Consider the following 26108-nt stretch of genomic DNA (forward strand, 5'->3'; position numbering starts at 1 on the left):
ATATCTTGTTTTGTCCAATAAATCCGTCACGGAAAAACAAACCCATGATATGCGCTTCTGTTCCAAAAGGAATGATGAGCAGTAAGTGAATATTACCATGTGTTATTCCAATGCTTTCTTGCTAATTTGGAAATTCCCCATAAAACCTGAACATTTACTCAAGTTTTGAGGGGGATATCCTTTACATTTACAATAGAGCCTTTTGAAAGGGAACAACAAAAGTATGATTCTTGTTCAGGGGAGAGGATCTAGATGTTGGGAAAAGATGAACTAGCTGAACTAGCGGATCGCGTCTATCATCGGATGATCGATAAGACGACGAATGATTGGGGAATGGGTATCGATAGCTGGGATTGGGTTCCGGGCGTCGGCGTCATTTCAATTCTGGCTTACGGCAAATTAATGAACAATCATGAAGCCATCGAATATTTGCTTCAATGGACGGCTCGAAATAAACAATTGAGTGAGCAAGTAAATGTCATCAATTCCATGGCGCCGTATGCGATCTTCCCTGATTTGTATCGGCTGGGGGGCGAACATTGGTACTTGGATACCGCGCTCAATGTCGGGGATTGGATGCTAACGGAAGCACCACGCACGCGGGAAGGTACTTTTGAGCATACAGTCACGGAGAATGTTCAGTTTTCCGAACAAGTGTGGGCGGACAGCTTATTTATGACCGTACTCTTTCTGGCTCGACTTGCAAAGCTAACTGGTGATCGCAAATACGCGATAGAAGCGGAATTCCAACTACTTAGCCATTTACGTGTGCTTCAGGATCCGTCAACGGGTGTATTGTTCCATGGCTGGAATTGTGAGGAGAAGAATCATATGTCCTCCGCTCGTTGGACGCGTGCGAATGCATGGGTCATCCTCGCAATTCCTTGGATTGCGGAGGAGATTGGTACCACGACGCCATTTTCAGATGAGATTGTAGAACGATACCAGCGGCTTGCAGCAGGACTACGGCATTTCCAAGGGGTATCTGGCATGTGGAGTACCGTCATGGATCAATCCGAATTTTATAAGGAGACATCCGGGAGCGCAGGCATCGCGGCGGGTTGGTTAGCTGGTATGCGATTAGGTTGGCTGGATGATTCATACAAGAAAGCCATTAATCTGGCATTGCATGGCGTTATAGATCGGATTGACCCTGACGGTACAGTACAAGGGGTATCTGGAGGAACGCCAGTTATGCCGAGCATTGCGGCCTATGATGAAATTCCGTGCATTCCGACCCTGTATGGCCAAGGGCTAACTCTTATTCTGTTATCACTCGCACACGCAGACTGTGGAAAATTCTATGCCTAATGTACAACTGACGTTCCCTGAGGGGAAACATAAGGTACTCACGATGAGTTATGATGACGGAAGATCAGCCGATAGACGATTGTTGCACTTATTCAATCAATATGGCATTAAAGGAACTTTCCATTTAAATTCAGGCCTGGCCGGACATCACGAACGAATTCCTTTGGAAGAAGTCAAGGATCTGTACAAAGGCCATGAAATCGCGGTGCATACGGTTACGCATCCGACACTAACACGATGTTCAAGGGAGCAAATCGTTGGTGAGATAATTGAAGACAGGAAGTCTATAGAACGAGTCACAGGCTACCCGATCAGAGGGTTTTCCTATCCCAACGGTTCATTCAACCGCCAGATCCAAGAGATGCTCCCACACCTCGGGATCGAATATGCCAGAAACGTCCTAAGTCATGGGAATTTTCACCTGCCAGATGATTACTTCGCGTGGAACCCGACCTGTCACCACAACCAAAACCTTCTTGCGTTGACCGAGACATTCAAGCAGCTTGGTCGAAGACAGCATCTTTATTTGATGTATATCTGGGGACACAGCTACGAGTTCGATCAAGACAGTAATTGGGAACTAATCGAGAGCTTTTGTGAATCGGTTAGTGGTCGTGAGGATATATGGTACGCGACGAACATCGAAATCGTAGATTACATGCGAATCTATCAGAGCCTACGATTTTCTGCTGCGATGGATCTTGTATACAATCCCTCTTATCATTCGATATGGCTGGAAGTGAATGGTGAAGTCATTGAAGTGAAAGGCGGAAGTCAAATAATACTGGTACGGTAATCTGACCACGCAAACAACGAATTCGTAATCAAGATAGATTCCCTTTTGTCCATCAAGGCTCTTAACTAGAGAGAAACGATGGAACAGGAGGGAGTTTTTCTATTTCTAGAATTTTAAAGAGTGATATAGGAATTCACGACGAAATGAATGACATCCAATCATCTGCTGAGGGAGGGATATGTTATGCGCTTAAGTATTTCGGGGAAAGTTATGATGATTTATGGATCGATCTTTATCATCGTTATTATCCTTACCTTTAGCTTGTCTTATTTCGGGATGGTAGGACGTCTGCGTAGCGATTTGAAAGATACACATATTGCGCTACTCAAGCAGATCGACGATAAGATCGAACTCGTGTTTCGCTCAACAGAGAAAGATTTGCTGAATTTATCTGAACAACTTGAATACGTGTATTTCATGTATGACAGTTACGATGATGTCTCACAGAAGTATGCGAATTTCTTCGGTTTATCGAACAAATTGAAAACGATGGTTCATGCCAACAATCAATTTTCCTCCGTCTTTATTTACTCGAATACGAGCGGTGATGTATTAACGGATAAAGCTTATATCAACAAAAACGAGTCAGAAGATCATTGGTTAGGAAGTTATCTAGATATGGATGGTTATACGAAGTGGATCGCGACGCACAAGATATGGGATGGGGAGAAAATGCAGGATGTCGTCACATTAATCCGACCCTATCCGCTAATTAGTAGTCCGGCTTACCGGAAAGGTCTTGTAGCTGTCAATATTAATGAAGAGGTACTCTACCGCATGATTAGCGATGTGTTCGATGGCAATCAAGAAGGAATACATACGTTCATCATCGATGACAAAGGGAACATCGTGACGCATGATGACAAATCACAATTATATAAGAATATGACAGACATTCCTTACATCAACCGGATACTAGGTGAGAAGGGGAGTGGGCAATTCGCAGTCGAATGGAATGGAGGCAAGCAGTCCATCTTCTATACGAAGTCCAATTATACGGGTTGGAGAATTGTAAGCGTTATTCCTGAGACTCAGTTGTACCATCCATTAGCATCGATTCGAAATCTTATGATCGGGATTGTTGTCTTGATGGTCGTACTCGCATTATCCGTGCTGTTCTACGTGAACCGTCGAACCTTTAGACCGCTGGATCGCTTGGCAAATAAAATGACTGGCGCATTCAAACCAATGAAGCCGGAGCACGCCGCCAGACTTGATTATTTAGAGACGGTATTTGATCAAATGTTCATGGATCGCGAGCAGTTGGAGCAGCGAGTTCGGGACTCCAAGCCGATCCTGAAATGGAGAATCGTGATGGATATGTTAGCGGGTTATCGAACTGAGTATTCGTCCGTAAGCATCCAGTTAGAATTTACTGGGTTTCCATTGCATCCGAGCATGTTTGTCGTCTGTACAGCTGAGATTGAGAAAGAAGGCAGTATGAGCTCCAAGGATGAGACGCTATATACCTATGTGTTCTGTAATGTCGCCGAAGAGTTGATCAATATGGAGACCGCCGGCATTGCAATCGATTTAGGTTCAGGTAGATCTGCCATTATTTTTAGCTTCGCAGAAGGAGATGTGGAACAGAACCATTTGCATGCCCTAACGATTCTTGAACTCATTCTGGACATTATGAAGCATCAGTTCGGACTATGCGTAACGGCAGGGGTAGGTAGATGTTATTTCGATATGAAGGATATTCCGACATCGTATGAGCAATCACAAAAAGCACTGCAATATCGCATGGTGTTCGGCAGCCATGCCGTTATCTCATTTGAAGATTTGATCGGCTCGGATAATCAATATTATTACCGGCTCATTAAAATGACAGAGCGCATTATTGAAGCGCTTAGGCACACGGAGATCGAGAAAATCAGGATAACTGTTGCACTCTTATACCAGGAGGCGATTGGGAACAGTCTGTCCCCGGAACTCATCCGGCATTTATCCTATGAGCTGGTGATAAAATCGTTGCAGGCCATTGCTGTGACAGGCATTGAAACAGACGAAGTACTAGATAGCATGGGCAATCTACACGAACGAATGAACCTTTGTCATGATTGGAAGGTACTGGAGCAGATCGTGCTGGACGTGCTTACGCAGATAGCAAGCAAAGTAAAAGAGAAGCGGGAGCAGCGGGGCAGTAATAAATTGATCGAGGCCATGTTGATCTATATCGAGGAGCATTATAGAGAAAGCGAATTTTCACTTGCACAGTTGGCTGATCAGTTTGAGCTCACTCCTACGTACATCAGCAAATTGTTCAAAGAGCATACCGAGAAGAACTTCATTGATTACTTGATTGAGACACGGATTAAAGCTGCTGTTGGTTTGCTCATAGATAAGAATCGCAAAATCAACGATATTGCCGAAGAGGTTGGGTATAACAATACTCGAAGCTTTTTACGGGCATTTAAGAAATATACAGGCATGACGCCTTCGGAACATCGGGATTGGATGCTAGATACGAATGCCGAAATCACCGTGGAATAAGATTTTTACGAAACTCATCACAAAAAAATGAACGAAGCATAAAAAATGCGACCCGACATCTTGTAAGAAAAGTCACTCATAGCATAAGGCGTCTCTTTCCGGGTTAAGGCTTCTTATCCTACAATTTGAATCGTAGCATTCATCAGTCGCATGTTTTCATGCGAAAGGGTGAGGCGAGATGATATGAAAGGATGAGAACATATGAAAGGGAGGTTAGCGACAGCGAAATCGCAGGCCGGATCGCATGTAGTACGAAGCGGAACACACAGGCGGTCGATCTGGAGTAGAATGCTGCAGGACAAACATTTATATCTAATGCTTGTGCCTGTCATCGGATTTTATTTTCTATTTAAATACGTGCCGATTGTCGGAGAGGTCATTGCTTTTAAAGATTACAGATTCTCGGACGGTGTATTCGGCAGCGCTTGGGTTGGATTCAAACATTTTCAAATGATATTCGCAAGCTCAGATTTTTGGAGGATTCTAAGAAACACGCTTGTTCTTAACTTGTATAGTCTGGTGTTCAGCTTTCCTGTTCCGATACTACTAGCTCTCTTATTAAATGAAGTACGTCGTAACTGGTATAAGCGGATCGTGCAAAATATGCTGTACATTCCCCACTTTATGTCGTGGGCAGTGCTAGGGAGCATTGTTATTGCTGCGCTATCGCCGAGTACGGGAATCGTGAATCTTCTATTGAAGAAAATAACCGGCGGGGAAAGCATCTATTTTATGGCAGATTCGTTCTGGTGGCCTATTGCCTATACCCTTGCAGGGATTTGGCGAGAAGCTGGTTGGGGAACCATTCTTTATCTGGCGGCCATGGCTTCGATTGATCCTCAACTCTATGAAGCAGCTAAAATCGACGGCGCCGCCAAACTGCGGCAAATCTGGCATATCACATTGCCCGGCATTCGCGGTACTATAGCCATTTTGCTCGTTCTCCGAATGGGACAAATGATGGATGTCGGATTGGAGCAGACCCTTGTCCTCCAGAATAATTCCGTACTGGATGTGGCCGATGTCATTAGTACTTATGTGTATAGGGTAGGGCTTCAGAACATGAACTACAGCTACACGACGGCCATCGGTTTGTTTCAATCCATCATTGGTGTCATTCTTATTCTCAGCGTCAATCGACTGATCCGACTTTTCGGGGAACGGGGGTTGTGGTGATCCAATGATACGAACCGAAAAAAGACTCTTAAATAAACTCGCAATGGTAAGCGCTTACGCAATCCTAGGTGTTATTTCGTTGTTAACCTTATTCCCCTTCTGGTACGAAATCGTGGCTTCTTTCAGCAGCAGCAGGGCAATTACGTCCGGTGAAGTGTTCTTGTGGCCAATTGAATTCAATACCGTTGCTTATGGTCGGCTATTCGATGATGGACAGCTCATCAAAGCGATGGGAAATACCGTCGTCGTTACGATTATCGGAACAATATTAAACGTAGTAATGACAATTATGGCAGCATACCCGCTCTCAAGGAAGAGATTGGTGGGAAGAAGCGTATTGCTGATGTTCATTACAATTTCAATGCTCTTTGTCGCTGGGTTGATTCCAAACTTTATTTTGATTAAGTCGCTTGGGCTTATGAATTCATATTGGTCGGTATGGCTTCCAGGCTTGATCAGTACGTATAACATGTTCGTGATGAAGACGTTTATGGAAGGCTTGCCGGAGGAAATTGAGGAGTCGGCATCCATCGATGGCGCGGGCGACTGGCGGATCCTTTTACAAATCTATTTGCCGCTGTGCAAGCCGATCTTGGCGGCGTTGTCTCTGTTCTACGCTGTCAGCTGGTGGAACAGTTATTTCAACGTGATGCTGTATATCACAGAATCAACGAAGCTGACCGTTATGGTCAAGCTATATCAGATGATTAGTCTGGTGGACAGTAACTTATTGAACAACATGGGGGGAAATGAGGCGTTGGAGCAGGTACTCCTGACACCAGAGGCGCTGAAGGCGGCTGCCGTCGTCATCGTTGTCACGCCGATCTTATGTATGTATCCATTCCTACAAAAGCATTTCGTTAAAGGTGTACTTATTGGGTCGGTCAAGGGTTGACGACTGATATCACAGGGCTGAAGGCTCTTGATATAGTTCAATAGGAAAAAGGGGATGAAACGATGAAGAAGCTGAAACAAGCCATGATGACTATGATGGTGATCACGATGTCCGTGACGATGTTGGCCGCATGCAGCTCGAACAAAACTGTATCAGAGAAACCGGTTAATTCATCGGGCACAGCTACCACAGTAAATGAGGAAAACAAGAAAGAAATCAGCATTTCGATGTTTGATCGTGGGAAAGTGCCGACAGAGGAAGGGACGTATGAGAATAATCGCTGGACGAAGTGGATCAATGAGAAATCACCCGTCCATGTGAAATGGGTTCCTATTGCGCGGAATCAAGCACAGCCGAAGTTGAACGCACTCATCGCCGCTGGGGAAGCACCTGATCTAATCTGGGAATACGATCGGAATTACATCAGTCAGTTGGCAAATCAAGGCGCAATCCAACCGATTGGCGATTATATCGACAAATATAGTACGACGTACAAAGCGTATCTAGAGAAGCATCCTGAGCTACTGCCCTACTTGAATTTTAACGGAAAAATTTATGCGGTGTCGTTCGCACGGGAAACGCTTGCCAACCACGGGATGTGGATACGTCAAGACTGGTTGGATAAGCTTGGACTGAAAGCGCCGACAAACGTGGAAGAGTTCATCGATGTTGCCCGAAAGTTCAAGGAGGGGGATCCGGATGGCAATGGTCAAGCAGACACCGTACCGATCGCATTAAGCGTGAGTTCCAACTCGATTGATCAAGCTTTCTTTTTTACAAGCGAGAACCAATGGTACGTCGAGGATGACAAACTGCAATTCGGCAGAACGCTAGATCGGTATGTGGATACGTTAACCTTCCAGAAGCAGCTCTTCGACGAAGGATTAATCGACAAGGAATATATCACGGATACGAATTTCCAGCGCTCAGGTCAACTGCTGACGACAGGCAAAGCTGGCATCTACCTTGCCAACTGGGATATCGAAGAGTTGAATAATAACTTAATAAAAAATGATCCCACAGCAAAGCTAGTTCCATTGGAGTCGATCAGCAGCAAATATGGCAAAAACGGATTGTATCAAGAGGCACCGCCGAGCGTATTCACCGCGTTCAATAGCAAAATGAATGAAGATCAGATTAAATCAGCAATTCAATTTATCGATTGGATGCTGCAGGATGGTTGGGAACCGCTCAGGTATGGCGAAGAAGGCGTCCACTTTAACATAGTCGACGGCGTCCGGCAGAAAACCGACCCGGATAAATTCAAGAATGAAGTTGCCTATGCTTCTGAATATGCGATCATGCTCGATAATGTGTTACGTCCAGAGACGTTCCTCGCTATGGCGGCCAAGGATGAGCAGTCACAAAATTATGCCAAAGAGAAGGGTAAGTCGCTTGAACTGGTCATGAAAAATAAATACCGCAGAGATATCCCTTTTAATCCTGATTTCCCGGAATTGACCCAATTAATCGCGACATTTAATCCGATCGCACAACAGATTGAAGCGAAGGTTGTGACCGGCGGAAACTCGATGACGCCTGCACAAGGTCTGAACGAGTTACAGAAAGAATGGAAGCGTCTTGGCGGCGACAATGTGGAGAGGCTCGCGCAAGCGTGGTATGACGCAAACAAAGATAATCTGAATTAGAACGCTGTTGAAACACTCGGTAGGTATACTTCTGATTGCCTAAAGGATCAGAAGTATACCGTAACCAGGTAAAGCTAAGGAGGAAAAACATGTCGAGCACGAAATTCAGCAGAATACACGAAGAGGAAACCCAGTGGCTTCCCTTCCTCAAGAAAGCATTGGAACCCAAACATGTGAATTACAATGATGAGATCAAGTTGCTTCGCACACCGTTTACGAGTCCAGGGTATCATACGAAGCTTAGAAATGTAGAAAATGTTCACCCCATCCGGGAGTCTCTGGATTATGCCCTGGCCATTCTGGATTGCCATGAAGATGCTTATAAAGATCGGGCGTTCGAAATACTGCGAACGATTCTATCCCTTCAGGATCAGCAGCTGGATTCGCCTACCTTCGGAATATGGTCATGGTACTTTGAGGAGCCTCTGTCCATGATGTCACCGCCGGATTGGAACTGGGCTGATTTCATCGGGAGGCGACTACTGCAAGTGTTGATACGTCATAGCAACCGACTTCCGGGCGATCTTGAGCAATTAACAAGCCAGGCGATCTCCCATAGCTGCGAAGCCATCATCAAAAGAAATGTCGGACCTGATTACACGAATATTGCGATTATGGGGGCATTCGTTACATTGATTGCAGGCGAACGCTTAAAGAACCGCACTTATTTCGAGTATGGCTTGGAACGACTCACGCGCCTATACGATTATTCTATGCAGACCGGCGCATTCCTCGAATATAATAGCCCGGCGTACAGTACGGTAGCCATTCTGGAACTATCCGCACTTGTGATGTATTCGAATACAGCAGAGGCCAAGCGGTTGGCGAACGAGATGTTAGAGGCGACCTGGCTGATGGTTGCCGAGCATTTCCACCCGCTGCTGAAGCAATGGTCCGGACCCCACGCCCGTTCATACCAGACATTCCTAAGTAATTCGCATCTCTCATTCCTTCAGATGGCCTGTAAAGGTGACGTGTCATTTGTAAGCAATGACGAATTCGTATATGGACTGGAATGGTATGCGCAAGGCATCGTCTGTCCGGAGCGGCTGTATGGACTGTTCACCAGTATTGTTGAGCGGGAACTGAGGCAGGATTTGCCTTCTTATCACGAGTTCCGGACGCGGAAGGCTTATACGTACATGACTTCTGAGTTCACGCTTGGCACGTTCAATCATAATGTGATGTGGAAGCAGTGCCGAAATCTGCTGGGTTACGTTCACACCGGAAATCAGGGGCGAAGTTATATCCAGCTTCGGGTGCTGCATGACGGTTACGACTTCTGTTCGGCGGTGTATACAAGTGTACAGGAGCAAGCTTCCGTACTATATGGCATCCAATTCGCTCTGGACGGCGGAGATACACATGTGAATTTGGATCCTATCCACGGTCGAATGACGGCGTCAGATCTGCGAATCCGGCTTGAAATTGGCAGTACTGGTGATGTACCTGCATGGAAACAGATCGGCAAAGATGCATTCCAAACGTATCTTGGAGAGATGACGTTATCGGTCAAGGCTTTATATGGCGCGATGGATGAATTCAGTGCGTTTCATTGGGAATTGGTCGAAGAGGGTCCGGTTGTTAGCTTGGATTACGTCCTCTACAAAGGAGAACCTTCGATGATTGACTTCCATGCGATGAACGAAGCGTTGTTCATGTTTGCATTGACGCTTTGCGGACCGGACGAGGATTCCGACAGAAGGTCGTCGCTCTCTATCTCGGAACATGAAGTTCAAACATCGTTGGAGTCGCCTGACCAATCACTAACATTGAAGCTAGCGAAGAAGCCATCCGAACGGGTCGTATTATTTCATAATTAACAAATAAGGAGGACGTAAGTTCTGAAGTTTGTGAACGTGAAATCAAGTAGATTAACAATAAATAATTGAGGTGAGAAGGGTGTTCAATAAGAGCTCAACGAAAGCCTCCAATCGTATCTTGGGATTAGCATTGTCGTTAGCCTTGCTTCATAGTCTTGTACTGCCATGGCCTGCACCGATGTTCGTAACGTCTTCTATCGCCTCTGCTAATACTGCTCCCACGGTTGTCCAGTTGAATCCGCTCGAAGATACCTATGTCAATGCTGGAGGGAATGCGAGTAAAAATTATGGGACCTCTAATCAGCTCATTGTCAAAAATTATAACGCGGATATTAATTTAAATCGGCAAACGTATTTAAAATTCGATCTTAGCTCCATTACCGGAGAGATTGGCACGGCCAAAATAAAGGTATATGCAATCGATACAGAGAATTCGACGATCGGCGTTCAAGCGTATGGCATGGAGGACGACACCTGGGAAGAGCAGTCAGTGACCTGGAACAATAAACCTGACATCAATCATTATTTGTCCTCCGCTAATGTCGGTAAGACGGCAAGCTGGCAAGAATGGGATGTAACGGCCTTTGTCAAACAGCAAAAGGCTGCAGACGGTATAGCAAGCCTAGCATTGATACAGCAGGCGGCGCAAGGCCATTCGGTCTCTATCAACAGCAGGGAGAACATCGTCAACCAGCCCTACCTGGACATTTCTTCCAATAGGACGAATGCAAATGCACCGAGTTGGCAAGGTGGTGGAGCACTGAGCGTCACCAATATAACGGAGTCTGGTCTACAGCTCGAATGGTCCACAGCAACCGACCCAGTTGGCGTGACCGGTTATACGGTGTATCGAAATGGCAGCATCTTAGGGACGGTGAATGGAACAACGACTTCTTACACCGTATCGGGATTGCAGCTAGGTCAGAATTATACGTTCAAAGTGGAAGCCGGAAACGCCCAGAATCAATGGAGCAATGATGGTCCGTATGTTACAGCAGCGACACCAACGACGAAGCTGATCCAGACCCGTCCAGGGAATGTCTATACGAACAGTGAGCCGATTCAGTTCAAAGTCCGAACGGCGAGGCCATCTGTCGCATGGTCTGTTTACGATTATCAAGGAGCATTTGTATCGGAAGGCGTGGCACCAACGGTTCATAACGAAGCCATATGGACTGTTCCACATTCCACGTATGGATATTTCACACTGCATGTCAGAGCCGATCTTGCAGGGAGCGATCCTGTATTAATTAAAACACCATTCACTGTACTTGCCACTCGTGATGCAACGGGAAATGAACATGCTCCGTTCGGAGTATCGACTCATTTGCATCGTTTTCCACAGGCCATGACTCCTGATATCGTGAAGCTGATGAAGGATGCCGGCATCCGCATGGTGCGGGGCGGCTATGAGTGGCCTGGCATCGAGCGACAGCAGGGGAACTACACCTTTACCCCTCAGCCGGACTATTACATGAATATGCTAGATTCAGACGATTTTGATTTCCTTTATGTATCCGGATACACTAACCCCAATTACGACAATAACAGTACCCCTTATACAGATGCCGGGCGGACAGGATTCGCCAATTATATGAAGGCTTACGTCGATCATTACCAAGGCCAGATGGATGCCGTTGAAGTATACAACGAATTTTATGGCAGCTTCGGAGATCGCGGCAATGGGCCAGCCGATTCCAAACCAGAATTCTATTATCCACTCTTGAAGAAAACGTATGAGACGATCAAACCTATGTACCCTGAACTGCCTGTTCTTGGCACATCGACAGTGGGTAATCTCAAATGGATTGAAGATGTGCTTAAGCTGGGCGGCATGTCATATATGGATGGGTTCTCGATTCATCCCTATCTATATCCCGGTGCGCCGGAAGGGTATGAAACCCAGATTGCTGATTTGAAAAATTTGATTCTGAAGTACAACAACGGAAATCTGAAGCCGATCTGGATTAATGAGACCGGATGGCCAACCCAGCTTGATGCCCGCGGCGTGGATGAGAAGACCCAAGCCAATTATTTGCTTCGCGCTTATGTCGTTGCAATCGCGAATGGTGTGGATCAGGTTGTATGGTACGACCTGATCAATGACGGGATCCAAAATATTAATGAAGATAACTTCGGCCTTTTGCGAAATCCGAACGATCCGTTAGGGAGCCTTACGCCAAAGCCCGCCTATACGAGTTTTGCGACTATGACAAGGATACTGAACAACGTACAGTTCGTTGCGCGGGATGTCACGGAAGAAGATATTCGAAGCTATACGTTCGATAAAAATGGTGAACCGGTTCGTGTCTTATGGACAACAAGCACATCGACGCCAGTCGTCATACGTACGCCGAGTCCGATTCAGATCACGGATATGATGGGAAATACGCACACATACACGCCGTATAATGGCAACGTATTTGTGACATTAAGCAATGAACCCTTTTTTGTGGCAGGAGAAGTTAGAGGTATTGAGAAGGATTCCACATTTACGTTAACAAGTAAGTCATCACACGTAGGTGATTCGATGTCACTCGCCCTTGAGACGGATAACAAGATGTCCGATGACTTTGATTTCAATCTAGTTGTAGAAGGACAGCACTATTCCGTGTCTACACCTAGCGGTCAGAAAACGACGGAAACAATCAGCGTGCCGAGTGGTAACGAACCGGGTACTCGTCTTATTACAGGCGTATTGATGAATGGGAGCGAGAGAGTCGGCCTGTTGAGAAGTTCGGCATCGACACTTCCATCGTATAACGTTCAGGTACGACCTACTCTTAATGAATCGGATAGCAGCAAAGCACTTATGGTTACAATTAAGAACGAATCCACAACCAAGCCGATTCAGATTAATAAAGTGGAATGGAGATTCGGAACCCAATCCGGATCGGAGGTTCTGAATGTTTCGATTCCAGCTGATGCATCTACCTCCGTGAAATTCCCCCTATCTGCCATTAGCCTTGGTGTTAGTAGTACAATTAAAGTGACAGTTAATGTCGATGGTTTTGATCCGTATACCTACACGGGATCTGCCGAATTTAATCCTGTGCCCCTTAGGTCTGTTGCAGTAGATGGAGTGCTGGATCCGGACACGGCAGCCAGCGCATCTCCGATCGATCTGTCGAAGGGTACGGTCAAAATGACAGGCTATCAAGGTGCAGGAGATTTAAGCGGAAATGTCTGGATCAGTTACGATACAAACCAACTCTATCTATCTGCGAAAGTAAAGGACAATGTGCATTATTCTTCTTTCCTGGGTGCCGATATTTGGAACAACGACAGCATTCAGTTTGCCATTGCGAATGGCCTTCCGGGTGAAGAACCGTATTGGTACGAAATCGGAATTTCTCAAACACCTGATGGTCCGCAAATATACAGTTGGAATGCCCCTCCGGGCGTGATTAAAGGACCCATCACCAATGGTCAGCTAGCTATTACAAGAGATCAAGAGCAGAATACGATCTACGAACTATCTCTCCCTTGGTCGGAAGTCGCACCGATTAAGCCGGAGAAGAACGGGAACATCAGCTTCTCGTTGCTTGTTAATGACAATGACGGATCCGGCAGAAAAGGGTTCATTGAATGGGGAGGAGGAATCGGCGACGGGAAGTTATCTTCCAAGTTTCGTTCCATGCAGTGGATTGTTACTGACATGACCCCTCCGACGACGATCGCTTCACTCGAAGGGACGGAACGTAACGGTTGGTATATGAGCAGCGTACAAGCGACACTGAGCGCAACCGATGACAAGTCCGGTGTAGCATCCGTGGTATACAGTTTAGATGGCGGGAAAATATGGCTGCCGTACACGATTCCTCTGACTTTTGAACAAGACGGTATGTATACCCTACTGTATCGATCGATGGATCGAGCAGGAAATGTGGAGGCAAACCAGAAAATCACCTTCCGCATAGACAAGACTACACCAACGGCATCAATTGTATACAGCACTACGGAACCGACCAAACAAGAGGTCATCGCTACAATGACGGCAAGTGAGCCGGTTACGATAACGAACAATGAGGGAGCAGATAGCTATACGTTTAAGGAGAATGGCATCTTCACATTCGAATTCGTTGATGCAGCAGGGAACACGGGTACGGCGAAAGCGGAGGTAAGCAACATCGTGGCGAATGCTTCTGGGGGTCCCGGTAAACCCGAACTATCAAGCAATAACGGCCATAATACAGGCTTAATGGACGGAACTTATGACGTAAAGATGAACATGTGGTGGGGAAACAACGGTACAACTTACAAATTATATGAGAATGATGCACTCATCGATACACAAACACTCAAAGACGCATCACCTCAAGCCCAATCCACAGTCACCTCCGTGACGTACAAGGCAAACGGTACGTACCGCTATATCGCTGAACTGACAAATGCATTCGGTACCACGCGAAGCAACATACTAACTGTGCGCGTGACCGATGCTGATCCAGGCCAACCAGTTCTCTCACATGATAACTGGAATGGGGATGGAACCTTCAAAGTGAGCATGAACATGTGGTGGGGAACAAATGGGTCGTCGTACCGGCTTTATGAGAACGGCGTGCTCATCGATACCCAGACGCTCACCAATAAGACACCTCAAGCGCAATCGGCAGTAACGGAGATCCGTGATCTACCGGCGGGCACGTATGAATATCGATGCGAGCTTGTGAACGAAGCTGGAGTGACATCGAGTAATACGATCACCGTGTACGTGCAATAATCCTTAGCCGTTAAATCACAAAGACGCCAATACATCACGTGGTATTGGCGTCTTCAACATGTTGAGCATTCGGGCTTCTGCCGCAGCTGCATATTGCTAGATGATTAGGCTTGAAACGTTCACCCATCGATTGATGAGTGAACGTTTTTTTGCTGATAATACCCCTTATTCCTGGGACATTGGTGTTTGGTATACATCGAGACAAATCTTGGTCATCTCATCAATGGATTTTGCAAAGTCGGATTGTATCCATTTGAGGAGAACATTATAGAGGGCCCCCGCTTTAAAGTATATTCGGTACACATTTTCATCGCTTTTGTCGTGAGCAGTAGAGAGCATCATTTCATTCAAGCAATGCAGAATCACATCATCAAATTTTGCGCTTTGAAGTGCTTTGTAGATGTTCCGCTGCTGAAAAACAACTTCAAAAAGCACTCTGATAAATTTTTGAGGTTCTTTAGCTTTGCCTGTTAATTCATTGGTGTAAGGTAAGAGTTTTTGATTAATTTCGAAAATAAGCGAATCGACCAAATCCACCAGGATCTCTTGCTTGGAGGAATAGTTGTTGTAATAGGCCGTTCGAGAGACCCCTGCACGCTTCACAATATCGGTGATGGTGATTTTGTTAAAAGGCTGTTCCTGGATCAAGTATACTAATGCCGTGCAGATGGCTTCTCTTGTCAAACGGTTGGTTTCTTTATTGGAACGATGCTGAGAGGTATTCGGACTGTATAATTCATGATTTGAGATGACATATCCCCTCCGTTTGTACATTCTGGTGTTCGTTTTATTGTTTTACATGAGTCTTTTCAATATGCTAAAACCATAAGGCATTACAAATGTAATGTCAAAATAGTAGTAGATAAAATGGGAGGGCGTCATGTTAGAAAACTTATATAGACGATTGTCAGCGGGGCTGCTTTTGATCCTAGCACTTTGTGCTACGGTATTCATTGGCAAAGAAACGGTAATCTCGATAGTGACCATTACCCTTTTGTTAGCGGAATTAGGCATCTCTTTTTTACTTTTAAAGAAGCGTGAAAAGTTACATGTGGTGTTAATTAGTGCGATGGTGGCAGAAGGGTTGTACTTACTGACAAGAGAATTTTGGCTGCTTGCGCTTTCTATCTTGCTGCTGATCGTAGCGGGCATATGGAGAGGACTCTTTGGACAAAAGGTGCGCAGAAGAGTCACTCCATTGATAGTGGTTCGTAAAGTGTTATTCAGCATTGCTGCTCTTATCGTTACTGCACTTTGGGGTATTGGAATCTATTCAAAACCTATTACAACACCTGTGGCATTAGCAGCTGATGCGGCTGTGACGATCGATGAACGTAAATTGGATTCTGCAGCAGTGATGCTGAAGGATATTGAAGTAATGAATTCTTTTGGAAGCCGTACAACCGGCTCTGAGGGTCATAATCAATTTATTTCATGGCTGGAGCAACAGGTAACAGATATGGGGCTGAAAGTTTATCGTGATCACTATACTTTTGACCGATGGGAAGAAAAGAGCAGCTCTTTAATGATTGATCAGCAGTCAATTCATGTCTCTTCAGCTTTTCCTTATTCCGGTGAAACTGACGAAAATGGGGTAACAGGGGAGCTGGTATATACGAAGCGTGGTGAGTATGACCAGGCCAGCGGAAAAATTGCTGTCATTGAAATTGAGAATTTCAGAAATTTCCCAAGTGGGATCGTTATGAACATGCGGGATTCCTCTCCAATGGAAAGCCAAATTGCCCCAAATGAAGGCGATCTAGTCCTCACTACAGCTTTAAAAGAAGCTAAATTGGAGCAAGCGAAGGAAATGGGTGTGAAAGCTGTTGTTGTTGTCTGGAAAGGGGTATCCGACGATAAGGTTGAAAAGCAGTATGTGCCTTTTACTACCGATTATGCTGGAATTCCTGCGATCTGGGTCAATGAAACGGAAGGGAAAAAGGTGATCAATGCAGCCCAGAAGCACAAAGAAGGTACGGTTATTTTAGAAGCGGAAATACAAAAAAATGCTCCAACAGAATCCTTTTATGTGAAAATTGACGGGAAAAATAAAGATGAAGCGATTATCATAAATACCCATACGGATGGAATAAATGTGGTGGAGGAAAATGGTGCTGTGGGCATGCTGTCCATGATTCGTTACTTACAGCAGGAGCAGCCGGAACGTACGATGATTTTCGCTTTTGTGACAGGCCATTTTAGATTACCGGATTTCAAAGGATCCTCTCAGGCGACTTCCACTTGGATGGAGGGACATCGAGAGCTCTGGGATGGCAAGAATGGCCATATAAAAGCTGTAGCTGGAATTACGGTTGAGCATTTAGGCAGTATGGAGTGGAAGGACGATAATACGGGTCACTATAGACCAACTGGAAAAATAAGTACAGAATATACCTATGCGGGCAATGAAATGATGGCGGCCATTTGGCTGAAGGCTATTGAAAAGACCGACGGCACACGTACTGTATTATTACGTGGTCATAACAAGTTTGAGTTTGGAGAGAGTCAGCCTTTATTTGAAGCAGGGATACCGGTGATTGGCTTCATTCCAATGCCCGACTATCTGCTCGTGGATAGTGAAAACAGAGAGATGGACAAATTTGATGCAAAGCTTATGCATACGCAAATTGTATCGTTGCTGAAAGCGGTCAAGCTAGTGGACGCAACGGAGACGAATAAGCTTGGAAAGTCAGATGGGTATTCTTTTTTCTATGGCCGTACTAAATGATGAATTGGAGATTGGCTGATGATGAAGAACTTAGTACCAAAAGAAAAGGAGAAAAACACTATATGTTGATCAAAAGTGTTAAGGATCTTGAATTACAAGAGTTTACAACTTGCTTTAACGAAGCCTTTTCCGATTATGTAATTCCATTTCATGTTTCTTCGGAGTATTTAGCTGATAAATTTGCAGGCGCGGGAGTTAATTATCAGATCTCATTTGGTGCTTTTGATCAAGATAAACTGATTGCATTTGTTATGCATGGCATCGGGGATCGTAATGGCGAAAGTACTGCTTTTAATACTGGTACAGGAGTCGTTCCTATTTATAGAGGGAGAAGGCTAGTCGAACAAATATATCGTCATGCTCTTCCCATCCTTAAAGAAGCTCATATTCAAAAGTGTTTGCTTGAAGTGATTCAAACGAATGATAAAGCTATAAAAGCGTATACCGCCATAGGATTTCAAATCCATAGAGAATTGGCTTGTTTCAAGGGGCGTATTGATGTAACCCTTCCGGACGATCATAAACATACATTCATTACTATGGTTCGACTGGAAGAATTCGATTGGACATCGGTACATTCTTATTGGAATTTTGAACCTTCTTGGGAACAATCTGTTCATGCAATTTTACGAAACCCGCATTTATACGATGTGGTCACGATAAGGGAAGAGAATAAGATTTGTGGATACGCGGTAATAAAATCGGCCAACGGAGCAGTTCTACAGTTCGGTATTTTGCGAGAAAAAAGAAACCGGGGATTTGGACGTTCCTTATTTCATTGGATGGGAGAGAGACATTCTATCATCACCGTCAATAATGTAGACAAAAGAGATACAAATTCTATACGCTTCCTTAAAAGCGTTGGTCTTGACGTATACATCGAGCAATATGAAATGGAGAAAGATTTGTCATGACGAAGATGACATTAGCTTTAATTCAAAAACACTGATGATTTGAGTCAGTGTTTTTTTTGTTGCAGAAGGGGGGATATATTAGAGGTTAAAATGAGGAAATATTGTTTTTTTCTAACATCGAAGTAGGAGGAGACTTGTGAAATCATATATACGCTATTGAATCAATAGCTCTTTTGGGTTCTTTTTATGTTATTCACTGAGTTGTCAGAAAGATTTGACCCTTTCTTGAACATTTAGGGATTAAGAGATATCTGTGATTGAATTACTTGCAATTTAAGATAAGATGATTTTAATCATTAGGTCACGTTATTAATTTGACTGCTCAGTATCAGGTAAATCAGGCTCGCCAACTCTTGCTTTGTGAAATTTTTCTCTTTTTACATAGCAAAGAACGAGGAACGTCATACTAAAACGAACAGGCAACGATGTCGCTGAGCCCTGCTAAACCTGATATTGAATGCAGCCCCAGAATTAGCCGGCCTAATCATAAGCATCAAGTTATGACGAAAAATGAACAGCGTTTGAAGGGAGCAGTAAAGAATGGCAATTGATACGGTGCTATGGAGCAGGCTGGTGACAGGCTTGACTCTCGGGTTCCACGTTATTTTTGCGACGATTGGCGTCGGTATACCGCTAATGATCGCTATTGCAGAGTTCATCGGGATCCGCAAAAAGGATCCCCATTATACACTTATGGCAAAGAGATGGTCTCGGGGATTTGTCATTTCTGTAGCGGTTGGTGTCGTGACCGGTACAGCCATATCACTACAATTAGCCCTGGTATGGCCGAATTTTATGAAACTGGCTGGGAATGTTATTGCACTTCCGTTATTCATGGAAGTGTTCGCGTTCTTTTTTGAGGCCATCTTCCTGGGCATTTATTTGTATACGTGGGATCGGTTTAAAAATCCGTATATCCATTGGCTGTTGACGATTCCGATTGTCGCCGGGGCAGGCATGTCTGCCGTTTTTATTACGACGGTGAACGGATTCATGAACCAGCCTGGAGGCTTTGTCATGGAAGCGGGCCAATTCACAGCGATTGACCCGGTGCAAGCGATGCTGAATACGGCGACGTTCTCCAAGGTATTCCATGTATTAAGCTCGGCCTATTTGACAGGAGCTGCCTTGTTAGCCGGGATTGCAGCCTTTGCGATGCTGAGAAAAGGAGTGTCCGCATACCACAAAAAATCCTTGAATCTCATGATGGCGGTCGTTTTGCTGTTCAGCTTGCTGAACACATTAGCTGGTGATGTGTCCGCCAAGTTTTTGGCCGAGCATCAGCCAGAGAAGCTTGCAGCGGCAGAGTGGCATTTTGAGACGGGTAGCGGTGTGGACTTGGTTCTAATGGGATGGCTGAATGCAGAGCATGAAGTGATAGGGGCTCTTCATTTGCCGAAAGTGCTCAGCTTCCTGGCCTTTGGAGACTTTAATGCGGAGGTAACGGGGCTGGAGGAATTCCCCAAGGAAGAATGGCCACCGCTTCTTGTTCACTATCTGTTTGATTTAATGGCTGGAATCGGATTTGCTCTGCTCGCGATTTCGGTCCTGTACTTCCTGTTTGTGTTCTGGAAAAAACGCAATGTGCTTAACAAGTGGATGCTTGGCATCATCGCACTGATCGCACCGCTCGCTTTTCTAGCTGTAGAGCTGGGCTGGTTTTATGCAGAAGTTGGGCGACAGCCGTGGATTATCCGCGGATATATGCGTGTAGAGGAGGCTGCCACGACTTCACCGAATGTAAGAATTATATTCTTCGCCTTATTACTCTTGTACATCGTACTCGGCACTATGTGTGTAATCGTGCTAAGACGTTTGTTCAACAATAATCCGGCAGAAGTTGAGATGGAGAAATGGATGAAGGAACATCCTAATCAATCTGTGGAAAAGGGGGGCACTGAATGATGAGTTACGAAATAATTGGCATCTCGGTGCTCTGGCTGTTCTTGTACGGCTATTTAATTATAGCTTCCATTGATTTCGGAGCAGGATTCTTCGCCTTTTATGCCCGTTTGACGAAGCAGGATCATCTCATTAATCGTCTGATTTCCCGATATTTATCACCCGTTTGGGAGATTACAAATGTATTTTTTATCTTTTTCTATATTGGCATCGTCGGATTTTTTCCGGACACAGCCTATTATTATGGCTCTGCGCTGCTTGTTCCGGGAAGTATTGCAGTTATTCTTCTTGCGATTCGCGGTTCGTTCTACGCTTTTGAAAATTATGGTTCCAAGAAAAACATAGTATATCTTTTTTTGTACGGAGCTACAGGTCTGCTTATTCCGGCTTCGTTGTCAGTGGCACTTACTTTGTCTGAAGGCGGCTTTATTGTGAAGCAGGCTGAGACGGTTTCTCTGGATTACTGGGCGCTGTTTACCAATCCGTTATCGTGGAGCATCGTTGGACTGGCAATCGTGTCCGTTTTGTTCATAAGCGGCTCATTTCTGACTTTTTACGCATCTCGTGCAGAGGATCATTCCGCGTTGAAGCTGATGCGGAACTACGCCCTGTTTTGGAGCACACCGACGATAATTCTCGCACTGACAGCATTTATCTATTTGGGTCAACACAATGAGCGGCATTTTCAAAATATGATGGATTTATGGTGGCTCTTGGCACTTTCCGTTGCTTTCTTCATGATCGCGATGTGGCTCTTATATAACGGACGCCGTTACGGATTAGCTTTCATATGCATCATGCTGCAATTTTTCTGTGCCTTCTTCGCTTATGGGATTGGGCAATACCCTTATATTCTCGATCCGTATATCACGATTCAGAGCAGTGCAACTTCACCAGCAATGGGCTTAGCGTTAGTTGTTGTGTTTATCGGCGGTCTGTGCCTGTTGATCCCATCCCTTATTCTGGTCTTCAAACTCTTCCTGTTTGATGCGGATTATGTAAAAGGGAAAAAATAAAGCTAATTGATCCATTACGGTGTGTTTGAGGTTTCTCTATAAGCCTATATATAAAGGAGGTGTGATCTGTGCCGAGGAAATCCAGTCTGATTTCTCAACAAATGTCTTCACAAAGAAAAAATATGGCCCTCCTCGCGATCATTTCGCTCGCGCTTGGTACTGCTATTGTGAGTCAGGCTGGACTGCTTGCTGAAGCAGTCCAACGGATTTTTGTGGAGAGAGCTTCATTTTCATCGGTAATCGTGTTGCTCGGCATTCTTCTGGCTGTTATGGCTGCACGCACACTGTTGTCATATGGAAACGGTAAAGTTGGCTTGCACATGGCTGCCACCGCCAAGACAAATATGCGCTCAGCCGTGCTGCAAAACTTGACCCATGCTTCCATGCCTTCAACCCTTCGTGGACAGACGGGAGGGAAGGTCAGTATTGCTCTGGATGCTGTGGATGAGGCTGATAGTTATTTCAGTCAGTACATGCCACGTATGATGGAAGCTGCTATCATCCCGATTCTGATTTTGGTCGTTACATTTATCCAACATGCCAACACAGGTTTCATTCTATTATTTACAGCTCCATTCATCCCGCTATTCATGATTTTGGTAGGACTGAAAACGAAGAACAAATCCGAAGAAAAATATGCGCAACTGGCCGAGTTTTCAGGTACGTTTCTGGATTCTCTTCAAGGGCTAGTGACGTTGAAAATATTTGGACGGGCACACCGTCAGCAACAGAAAATTGAACACAGTAGCCTGAGTTACCGTGATGCCACAATGGGCATTTTGAAGATTGCGTTTACGAATACCTTTATGCTGGAATCGATCGTGATGCTAAGCATTGGCATTGTCGCTCTTGAACTGGCCATCCAGTTGCTCGTTTTCAAATCTATGACGTTCCACACCGCCTTTCTCGTGTTGTTGCTCGTTCCCGAGTTTTACAACCTGTTAAAGAATACGGGAACGGCCTTTCACAGTGGCCGGACAAGTATGGGTGCGGTTCGTAAGGTGGAACAGATGCTTGAAGAACCGGCAGGGGAGAGCAGGGACGCGAATAGCATTGAAGGAGCATTAACAACCGATGGAATTAACGAGATCGACAGCATGGATAGGGTCGACAAGGGAAGCAAATTAGAAATTGGAAATTCCAATGATCTTTCAGTACCGCCATCCATGGAAATAGATCATCTTCAGTTTCAATATGCTCCAGATTCATTCAAGCTTGAGACGGGTCGGATCCAGTTTAAACCGGGAGAACATATTGCTATTGTAGGTAAAAGTGGTTCCGGTAAAACGACTTTGCTCCATCTCATTGCCGGTCTGCTGAAACCAGAATCTGGAACGCTTCTGGTGAATGGAAGTCCACTCTCGCAATACGATGAAACCGAATGGTTCGAACATGTTAGCTACATTACACAGCATCCGTATATTTTTGCAGGCACATTTTCTGAAAATATTGCGATTGGTGCTCGTGGGAGCATCTCCAGAGCAGAAATTGAGCGGGCGGGGGAGGAAGCAGGGCTCACTGCGCTTACAGCCCAATTGGAGCATGGATTTGATACCTTTGTTGGTGAAGGAGGCAGGGGACTGTCTGGTGGGGAAAAGCAGCGGCTTGCCTTAGCACGCACTTTTTTGAAGCGTCCTGCTATCATTTTGTTTGATGAACCCACAGTTGGACTGGATTTGCACACCGAGCGGGTACTGCAACGCTCCATAGCCAAACTGGCAAAAACGGCTACGATGATTACGGTGGCTCACCGATTATATACGATTCAACAAGCCGACAAGATTTTGTTTATGGACAATGGAGTGTTGGTGGACTCCGGACGGCATGAAGAGCTTCTGGGTCGCCTGCCTCAATATGCCGAGATGATTGATGTAGAGCGGAAAGGGGGGATATCCTCATGAATGAACTGGCCGTTCTGTCAAAGGCGATGATTCAGGAGCGTAAGGATATCATTCTTTCGATTTTGGGTGGATTTATCGCCGGCATAGCCGGTGTGGCACTCTTTTCTGCGAGCGGGTATCTAATTTCGCAAACGGTATTTGCGCCACCGCTTTATACTTTAATTGTACTCACCTCGATGGTCAAACTGCTTGGTCTGCTTCGGGCGGCGAGTCGTTATGGAGAACGCTTATATTCTCACCGGGCGACATTCTCCATGCTTAGCCGTTTACGTACATCCTTTTTTGCCAAGCTTATTCCTTTAACGCCTGGTATATTGAACAAAAATCGAAGCGGGGATCTGCTTGCGCGGATCGTTGGGGATGTCGAAAGTTTACAAAATTATTTCTTGCGAGTCGCTTATCCTCCGATCATGGTCGTCATGGTGTTTTTGGCTACGGTGCTGTTTACTTCTACCTTTTCGATCTGGATTGCCGTTTTGTTTGTACTAGGTATGCTGATAACGGCATTCGTTGTACCGGGAATTGTGTTACTCGGGCAGCGGAGAATACATGGACGCGTTCGTGAGCAGAGGGCGCAGCTATCTACGGAAGTTACCGAAGTGTTGTACGGTTTCCGGGATTTGAAAGTATACGGTCAATTGGCACAACGGGAGGAACAGCTTCAGCACGCTTCCGCTGTATTGGCAACTGAACAGCAACGAGCAGCCGGGCACTTGTTGCGCGGGCAATCGATGCACACTTTTGTTACGTTTCTCGTTTCCTGGGGAGTGCTGACGCTCGGCGCCTATTTAATTATGGAAGGAGCGCTTGCAGGAGTATTTCTTGCCATGTTGGTCATGGCATCCCAAACCGTATTTGAAGAAGCGACGGCTATGGCCACATTACCCGCGTATAAAGAGGACAGCGAACACGCAGCCAAACGACTGACGGAAACAGTTCAGACCTTTGATGAGCAGTCCTCGCAGCCAAGTGGCACATTGTCTGTTGATCATGCTGTTACGATGGAACTATCCGATGTTACGTTTCAATATGATGGGGAGTGGAGACCGGCGCTCAGGGATGTGTCCCTGCACATTATACCTGGCTCCAAAACGGCGATTGTCGGGCCGAGTGGGTCAGGAAAATCAACAATTATCGAATTGCTGCTCAAACTGCGAACACCAACGGCTGGAGATATACGATTAAACGGTACTTCGGTGAAGGAACTGGATGAGACGAGCATTTGGCAAACGGCTAATGTAGTGTTTCAGCAAAGTCATTTTTTCCGGGGAACGATCCGGGACAACCTGCTGCTGAATGGAGAAGAACATACTGACGAACAATTGTTGGATGTGCTAGCTAAAATGCAGCTGCCCGATACATCGTTGACCGATACGGTGTATGAAAAAGGAGAGAATCTGTCAGACGGCGAGAAGCAGCGGTTGGCTCTGGCGCGAGCGATGCTCCGCAAAGGACGGGTATGGCTTCTGGACGAACCAACTTCATCGCTGGATTATTTGACAGAGCATCACGTTTTGAAGCATCTCTACGCACAGGCGGCTAATGATACGCTTCTCTTGATTTGTCATCGGCTAACCGGATTGGAAGAGATGGACCGAATTGTGGTCATGGACCAAGGCAAGGTAGTCGAAACGGGTTCCTATTCGGAGTTGATGGGGCAAAAAGGCTATTTTTATGAGATGAAACAAATCGAACAGCAAATGATAGGAGAAGTTGGAGTGTGATGTTTTGAAAAGTAGAAACAGTCTTGGACTGAATAGGAAAGTCCAAGACTGTTTCTGCATTTTTTCGCTTAACGTTTCGAGATAGATTTTCTGCCAGCAGCAGGCCGTACAACTCGAAGACCTTTAATAGGAGAGGTACTCCGGCCAACACTATTCTTTTTACCAGGAACTGCTGTGTTGACATTTAAAAACTTAGATTGACTTTGAATATTACTAGATACAATATTAACTGTATAATTTCTGAAGTTACCAATACTGATTTTTCTCAATCCTAGCCTTCTACAAAGCGGAGCATCACAGTAACCTGCGCCACCACAAAGTTTGAAAGCATTTTGCGGTAGAGTAAGATAGTTAACACCTGACCATACAAGACTCCTATCTGTAGATTCAGCATAGTAATATTTCTCTCGATTGTTGACTGCCCCACTCAATACCTCTACCGTTTGACCTGGATTTATTGTGTACCAACCTACCGCTTCATACCAGCTGGGCCAAGGTATCAAGGGGTTAGAGCCCTGATTACAGCTTGCAGAGGAGTAATATGCGAAAGCAACATATACAGTTAAACTCGTATTGTTACGAAAACTAAGTCCCATTGCATTCAGCTCCCTTCTTGTTAATAGAATAAAGTATGCAGTTTAATAGGAGAAGGAAATGGACATCAAGAGAAACAATTTCGAATCGATTGGGCTGCTCATGAGTAAACTGACGATATGGATTTATGAAGTTCTAGCACTACTTATTACAGTTTTATTTCAACAATCGTACCTAGATGAATATCTAAAACAAAAGACTGATTAATTCACTTGCGGTGTCCAGAAGGCCAATTTATGGCTGTTTAGGGCACCTTTCGTTTTTTATATATGATTTAGGTAACACCAAAATCCGTTTTTTCTTTGAATCTACTACAGAAAATGTGATGATACATAGTCATGATATTCCTAAGGTTTATGATGGCATACTCTTTGAAGTAATTAGCTATGGCTTAATCCATGAACAATTGCTGTCACATTTTGGGTCGAGCTCTTCGTTGTATAGAGTGAAAGGGGGGGAG

At 45.1% G+C, this 26108-nt stretch carries 17 protein-coding genes; 15 read left to right on the forward strand and 2 right to left on the reverse strand.

The annotated features are described in order from the left end of the window. Window positions 1-252: 252 nt before the first annotated feature. The 8 genes from NSS87_RS15870 (at window position 253) to NSS87_RS15905 (ending at window position 14869) form a co-directional block, all read left to right on the forward strand. Complete coding sequence (locus NSS87_RS15870) at window positions 253-1311, forward strand: glycoside hydrolase family 88 protein (protein ID WP_339241129.1); 1059 nt, start codon at window positions 253-255, stop codon at window positions 1309-1311. Next, window positions 1304-2107: a polysaccharide deacetylase family protein gene (locus NSS87_RS15875; RefSeq protein WP_076283710.1), complete on the forward strand. Its 804-nt coding sequence runs from the start codon at window positions 1304-1306 to the stop codon at window positions 2105-2107. The genes NSS87_RS15870 and NSS87_RS15875 overlap by 8 nt, the downstream gene beginning before the upstream one ends. Window positions 2108-2290: 183 nt before the next feature. Then, entirely contained in the window at window positions 2291-4603 is a 2313-nt protein-coding gene (locus tag NSS87_RS15880) for a helix-turn-helix domain-containing protein (protein ID WP_339241131.1), read from the forward strand. Window positions 4604-4804: 201 nt separating this feature from the next. Next, window positions 4805-5779, forward strand: coding sequence for an ABC transporter permease subunit (locus NSS87_RS15885; RefSeq protein WP_339241132.1), 975 nt, complete (start codon window positions 4805-4807; stop codon window positions 5777-5779). A gap of 4 nt (window positions 5780-5783) precedes the next feature. Beyond that, window positions 5784-6674: a carbohydrate ABC transporter permease gene (locus NSS87_RS15890; protein WP_076299822.1), complete on the forward strand. Its 891-nt coding sequence runs from the start codon at window positions 5784-5786 to the stop codon at window positions 6672-6674. A 62-nt stretch (window positions 6675-6736) separates the two neighbouring features. Further along, window positions 6737-8323 (forward strand): extracellular solute-binding protein, encoded by a 1587-nt coding sequence (locus tag NSS87_RS15895; RefSeq protein WP_076283706.1) that lies wholly within the window; start codon window positions 6737-6739, stop codon window positions 8321-8323. 89 nt (window positions 8324-8412) lie between these two features. Continuing rightward, the gene (locus NSS87_RS15900) at window positions 8413-10146 is read left to right on the forward strand and encodes a hypothetical protein (RefSeq protein ID WP_076299824.1); all 1734 of its coding nucleotides are present in this window, start codon (window positions 8413-8415) and stop codon (window positions 10144-10146) included. Window positions 10147-10225: 79 nt separating this feature from the next. Beyond that, window positions 10226-14869: a DNRLRE domain-containing protein gene (locus NSS87_RS15905; protein ID WP_339241135.1), complete on the forward strand. Its 4644-nt coding sequence runs from the start codon at window positions 10226-10228 to the stop codon at window positions 14867-14869. A gap of 165 nt (window positions 14870-15034) precedes the next feature. Here the strand turns inward: NSS87_RS15905 and NSS87_RS15910 are convergent, their stop codons facing one another. Next, the gene (locus tag NSS87_RS15910; protein ID WP_179086711.1) at window positions 15035-15553 is read right to left on the reverse strand and encodes a TetR/AcrR family transcriptional regulator; all 519 of its coding nucleotides are present in this window, start codon (window positions 15551-15553) and stop codon (window positions 15035-15037) included. A 196-nt stretch (window positions 15554-15749) separates the two neighbouring features. On the opposite strand from NSS87_RS15910, the gene NSS87_RS15915 reads away from it, so the two are divergent. The 6 genes from NSS87_RS15915 (at window position 15750) to cydC (ending at window position 25054) form a co-directional block, all read left to right on the forward strand. After that, window positions 15750-17597 carry a hypothetical protein gene (locus tag NSS87_RS15915; RefSeq protein ID WP_339241138.1) on the forward strand — a complete coding sequence of 616 codons (1848 nt, stop codon included), beginning with the start codon at window positions 15750-15752 and terminating at the stop codon, window positions 17595-17597. Between the two features lie 11 nt (window positions 17598-17608). Beyond that, complete coding sequence (locus NSS87_RS15920) at window positions 17609-18511, forward strand: GNAT family N-acetyltransferase (RefSeq protein ID WP_339241140.1); 903 nt, start codon at window positions 17609-17611, stop codon at window positions 18509-18511. A gap of 540 nt (window positions 18512-19051) precedes the next feature. After that, window positions 19052-20416 carry a cytochrome ubiquinol oxidase subunit I gene (locus NSS87_RS15925; RefSeq protein WP_339241143.1) on the forward strand — a complete coding sequence of 455 codons (1365 nt, stop codon included), beginning with the start codon at window positions 19052-19054 and terminating at the stop codon, window positions 20414-20416. Further along, complete coding sequence (locus NSS87_RS15930) at window positions 20413-21429, forward strand: cytochrome d ubiquinol oxidase subunit II (protein WP_042188427.1); 1017 nt, start codon at window positions 20413-20415, stop codon at window positions 21427-21429. The genes NSS87_RS15925 and NSS87_RS15930 overlap by 4 nt, the downstream gene beginning before the upstream one ends. A 68-nt stretch (window positions 21430-21497) precedes the next feature. Next, window positions 21498-23330 (forward strand): thiol reductant ABC exporter subunit CydD, encoded by a 1833-nt coding sequence (cydD, locus tag NSS87_RS15935; protein ID WP_339241146.1) that lies wholly within the window; start codon window positions 21498-21500, stop codon window positions 23328-23330. After that, window positions 23327-25054, forward strand: a complete 1728-nt coding sequence (gene cydC / locus NSS87_RS15940; protein WP_339241148.1) for a thiol reductant ABC exporter subunit CydC — start codon at window positions 23327-23329, stop codon at window positions 25052-25054. The genes cydD and cydC overlap by 4 nt, the downstream gene beginning before the upstream one ends. Before the next feature lie 68 nt (window positions 25055-25122). On the opposite strand, the gene NSS87_RS15945 is transcribed toward cydC, so the two are convergent. Further along, entirely contained in the window at window positions 25123-25650 is a 528-nt protein-coding gene (locus NSS87_RS15945; protein ID WP_339241150.1) for a DUF1036 domain-containing protein, read from the reverse strand. A gap of 58 nt (window positions 25651-25708) precedes the next feature. On the opposite strand from NSS87_RS15945, the gene NSS87_RS15950 reads away from it, so the two are divergent. Continuing rightward, entirely contained in the window at window positions 25709-25855 is a 147-nt protein-coding gene (locus NSS87_RS15950) for a hypothetical protein (protein WP_339241153.1), read from the forward strand. Window positions 25856-26108: the final 253 nt, after the last annotated feature.

Source organism: Paenibacillus sp. FSL F4-0243 (assembly GCF_037963295.1).
GTDB lineage: Bacteria > Bacillota > Bacilli > Paenibacillales > Paenibacillaceae > Paenibacillus_AQ.

Bases quoted from the DNA above. Each gene is read 5' to 3' on its own strand.
- NSS87_RS15870 (WP_339241129.1), top strand. From the start codon at position 253: ATGTTGGGAAAAGATGAACTAGCTGAACTAGCGGATCGCGTCTATCAT.
- NSS87_RS15925 (WP_339241143.1), top strand. From the start codon at position 19,052: ATGGCAATTGATACGGTGCTATGGAGCAGGCTGGTGACAGGCTTGACT.
- cydC (WP_339241148.1), top strand. From the start codon at position 23,327: ATGAATGAACTGGCCGTTCTGTCAAAGGCGATGATTCAGGAGCGTAAG.
- NSS87_RS15915 (WP_339241138.1), top strand. From the start codon at position 15,750: ATGTTAGAAAACTTATATAGACGATTGTCAGCGGGGCTGCTTTTGATC.
- NSS87_RS15890 (WP_076299822.1), top strand. From the start codon at position 5,784: ATGATACGAACCGAAAAAAGACTCTTAAATAAACTCGCAATGGTAAGC.
- NSS87_RS15875 (WP_076283710.1), top strand. From the start codon at position 1,304: ATGCCTAATGTACAACTGACGTTCCCTGAGGGGAAACATAAGGTACTC.
- NSS87_RS15895 (WP_076283706.1), top strand. From the start codon at position 6,737: ATGAAGAAGCTGAAACAAGCCATGATGACTATGATGGTGATCACGATG.
- NSS87_RS15950 (WP_339241153.1), top strand. From the start codon at position 25,709: ATGGACATCAAGAGAAACAATTTCGAATCGATTGGGCTGCTCATGAGT.
- NSS87_RS15880 (WP_339241131.1), top strand. From the start codon at position 2,291: ATGCGCTTAAGTATTTCGGGGAAAGTTATGATGATTTATGGATCGATC.
- NSS87_RS15930 (WP_042188427.1), top strand. From the start codon at position 20,413: ATGATGAGTTACGAAATAATTGGCATCTCGGTGCTCTGGCTGTTCTTG.
- NSS87_RS15885 (WP_339241132.1), top strand. From the start codon at position 4,805: ATGAAAGGGAGGTTAGCGACAGCGAAATCGCAGGCCGGATCGCATGTA.
- NSS87_RS15945 (WP_339241150.1), bottom strand. From the start codon at position 25,650: ATGGGACTTAGTTTTCGTAACAATACGAGTTTAACTGTATATGTTGCT.
- NSS87_RS15900 (WP_076299824.1), top strand. From the start codon at position 8,413: ATGTCGAGCACGAAATTCAGCAGAATACACGAAGAGGAAACCCAGTGG.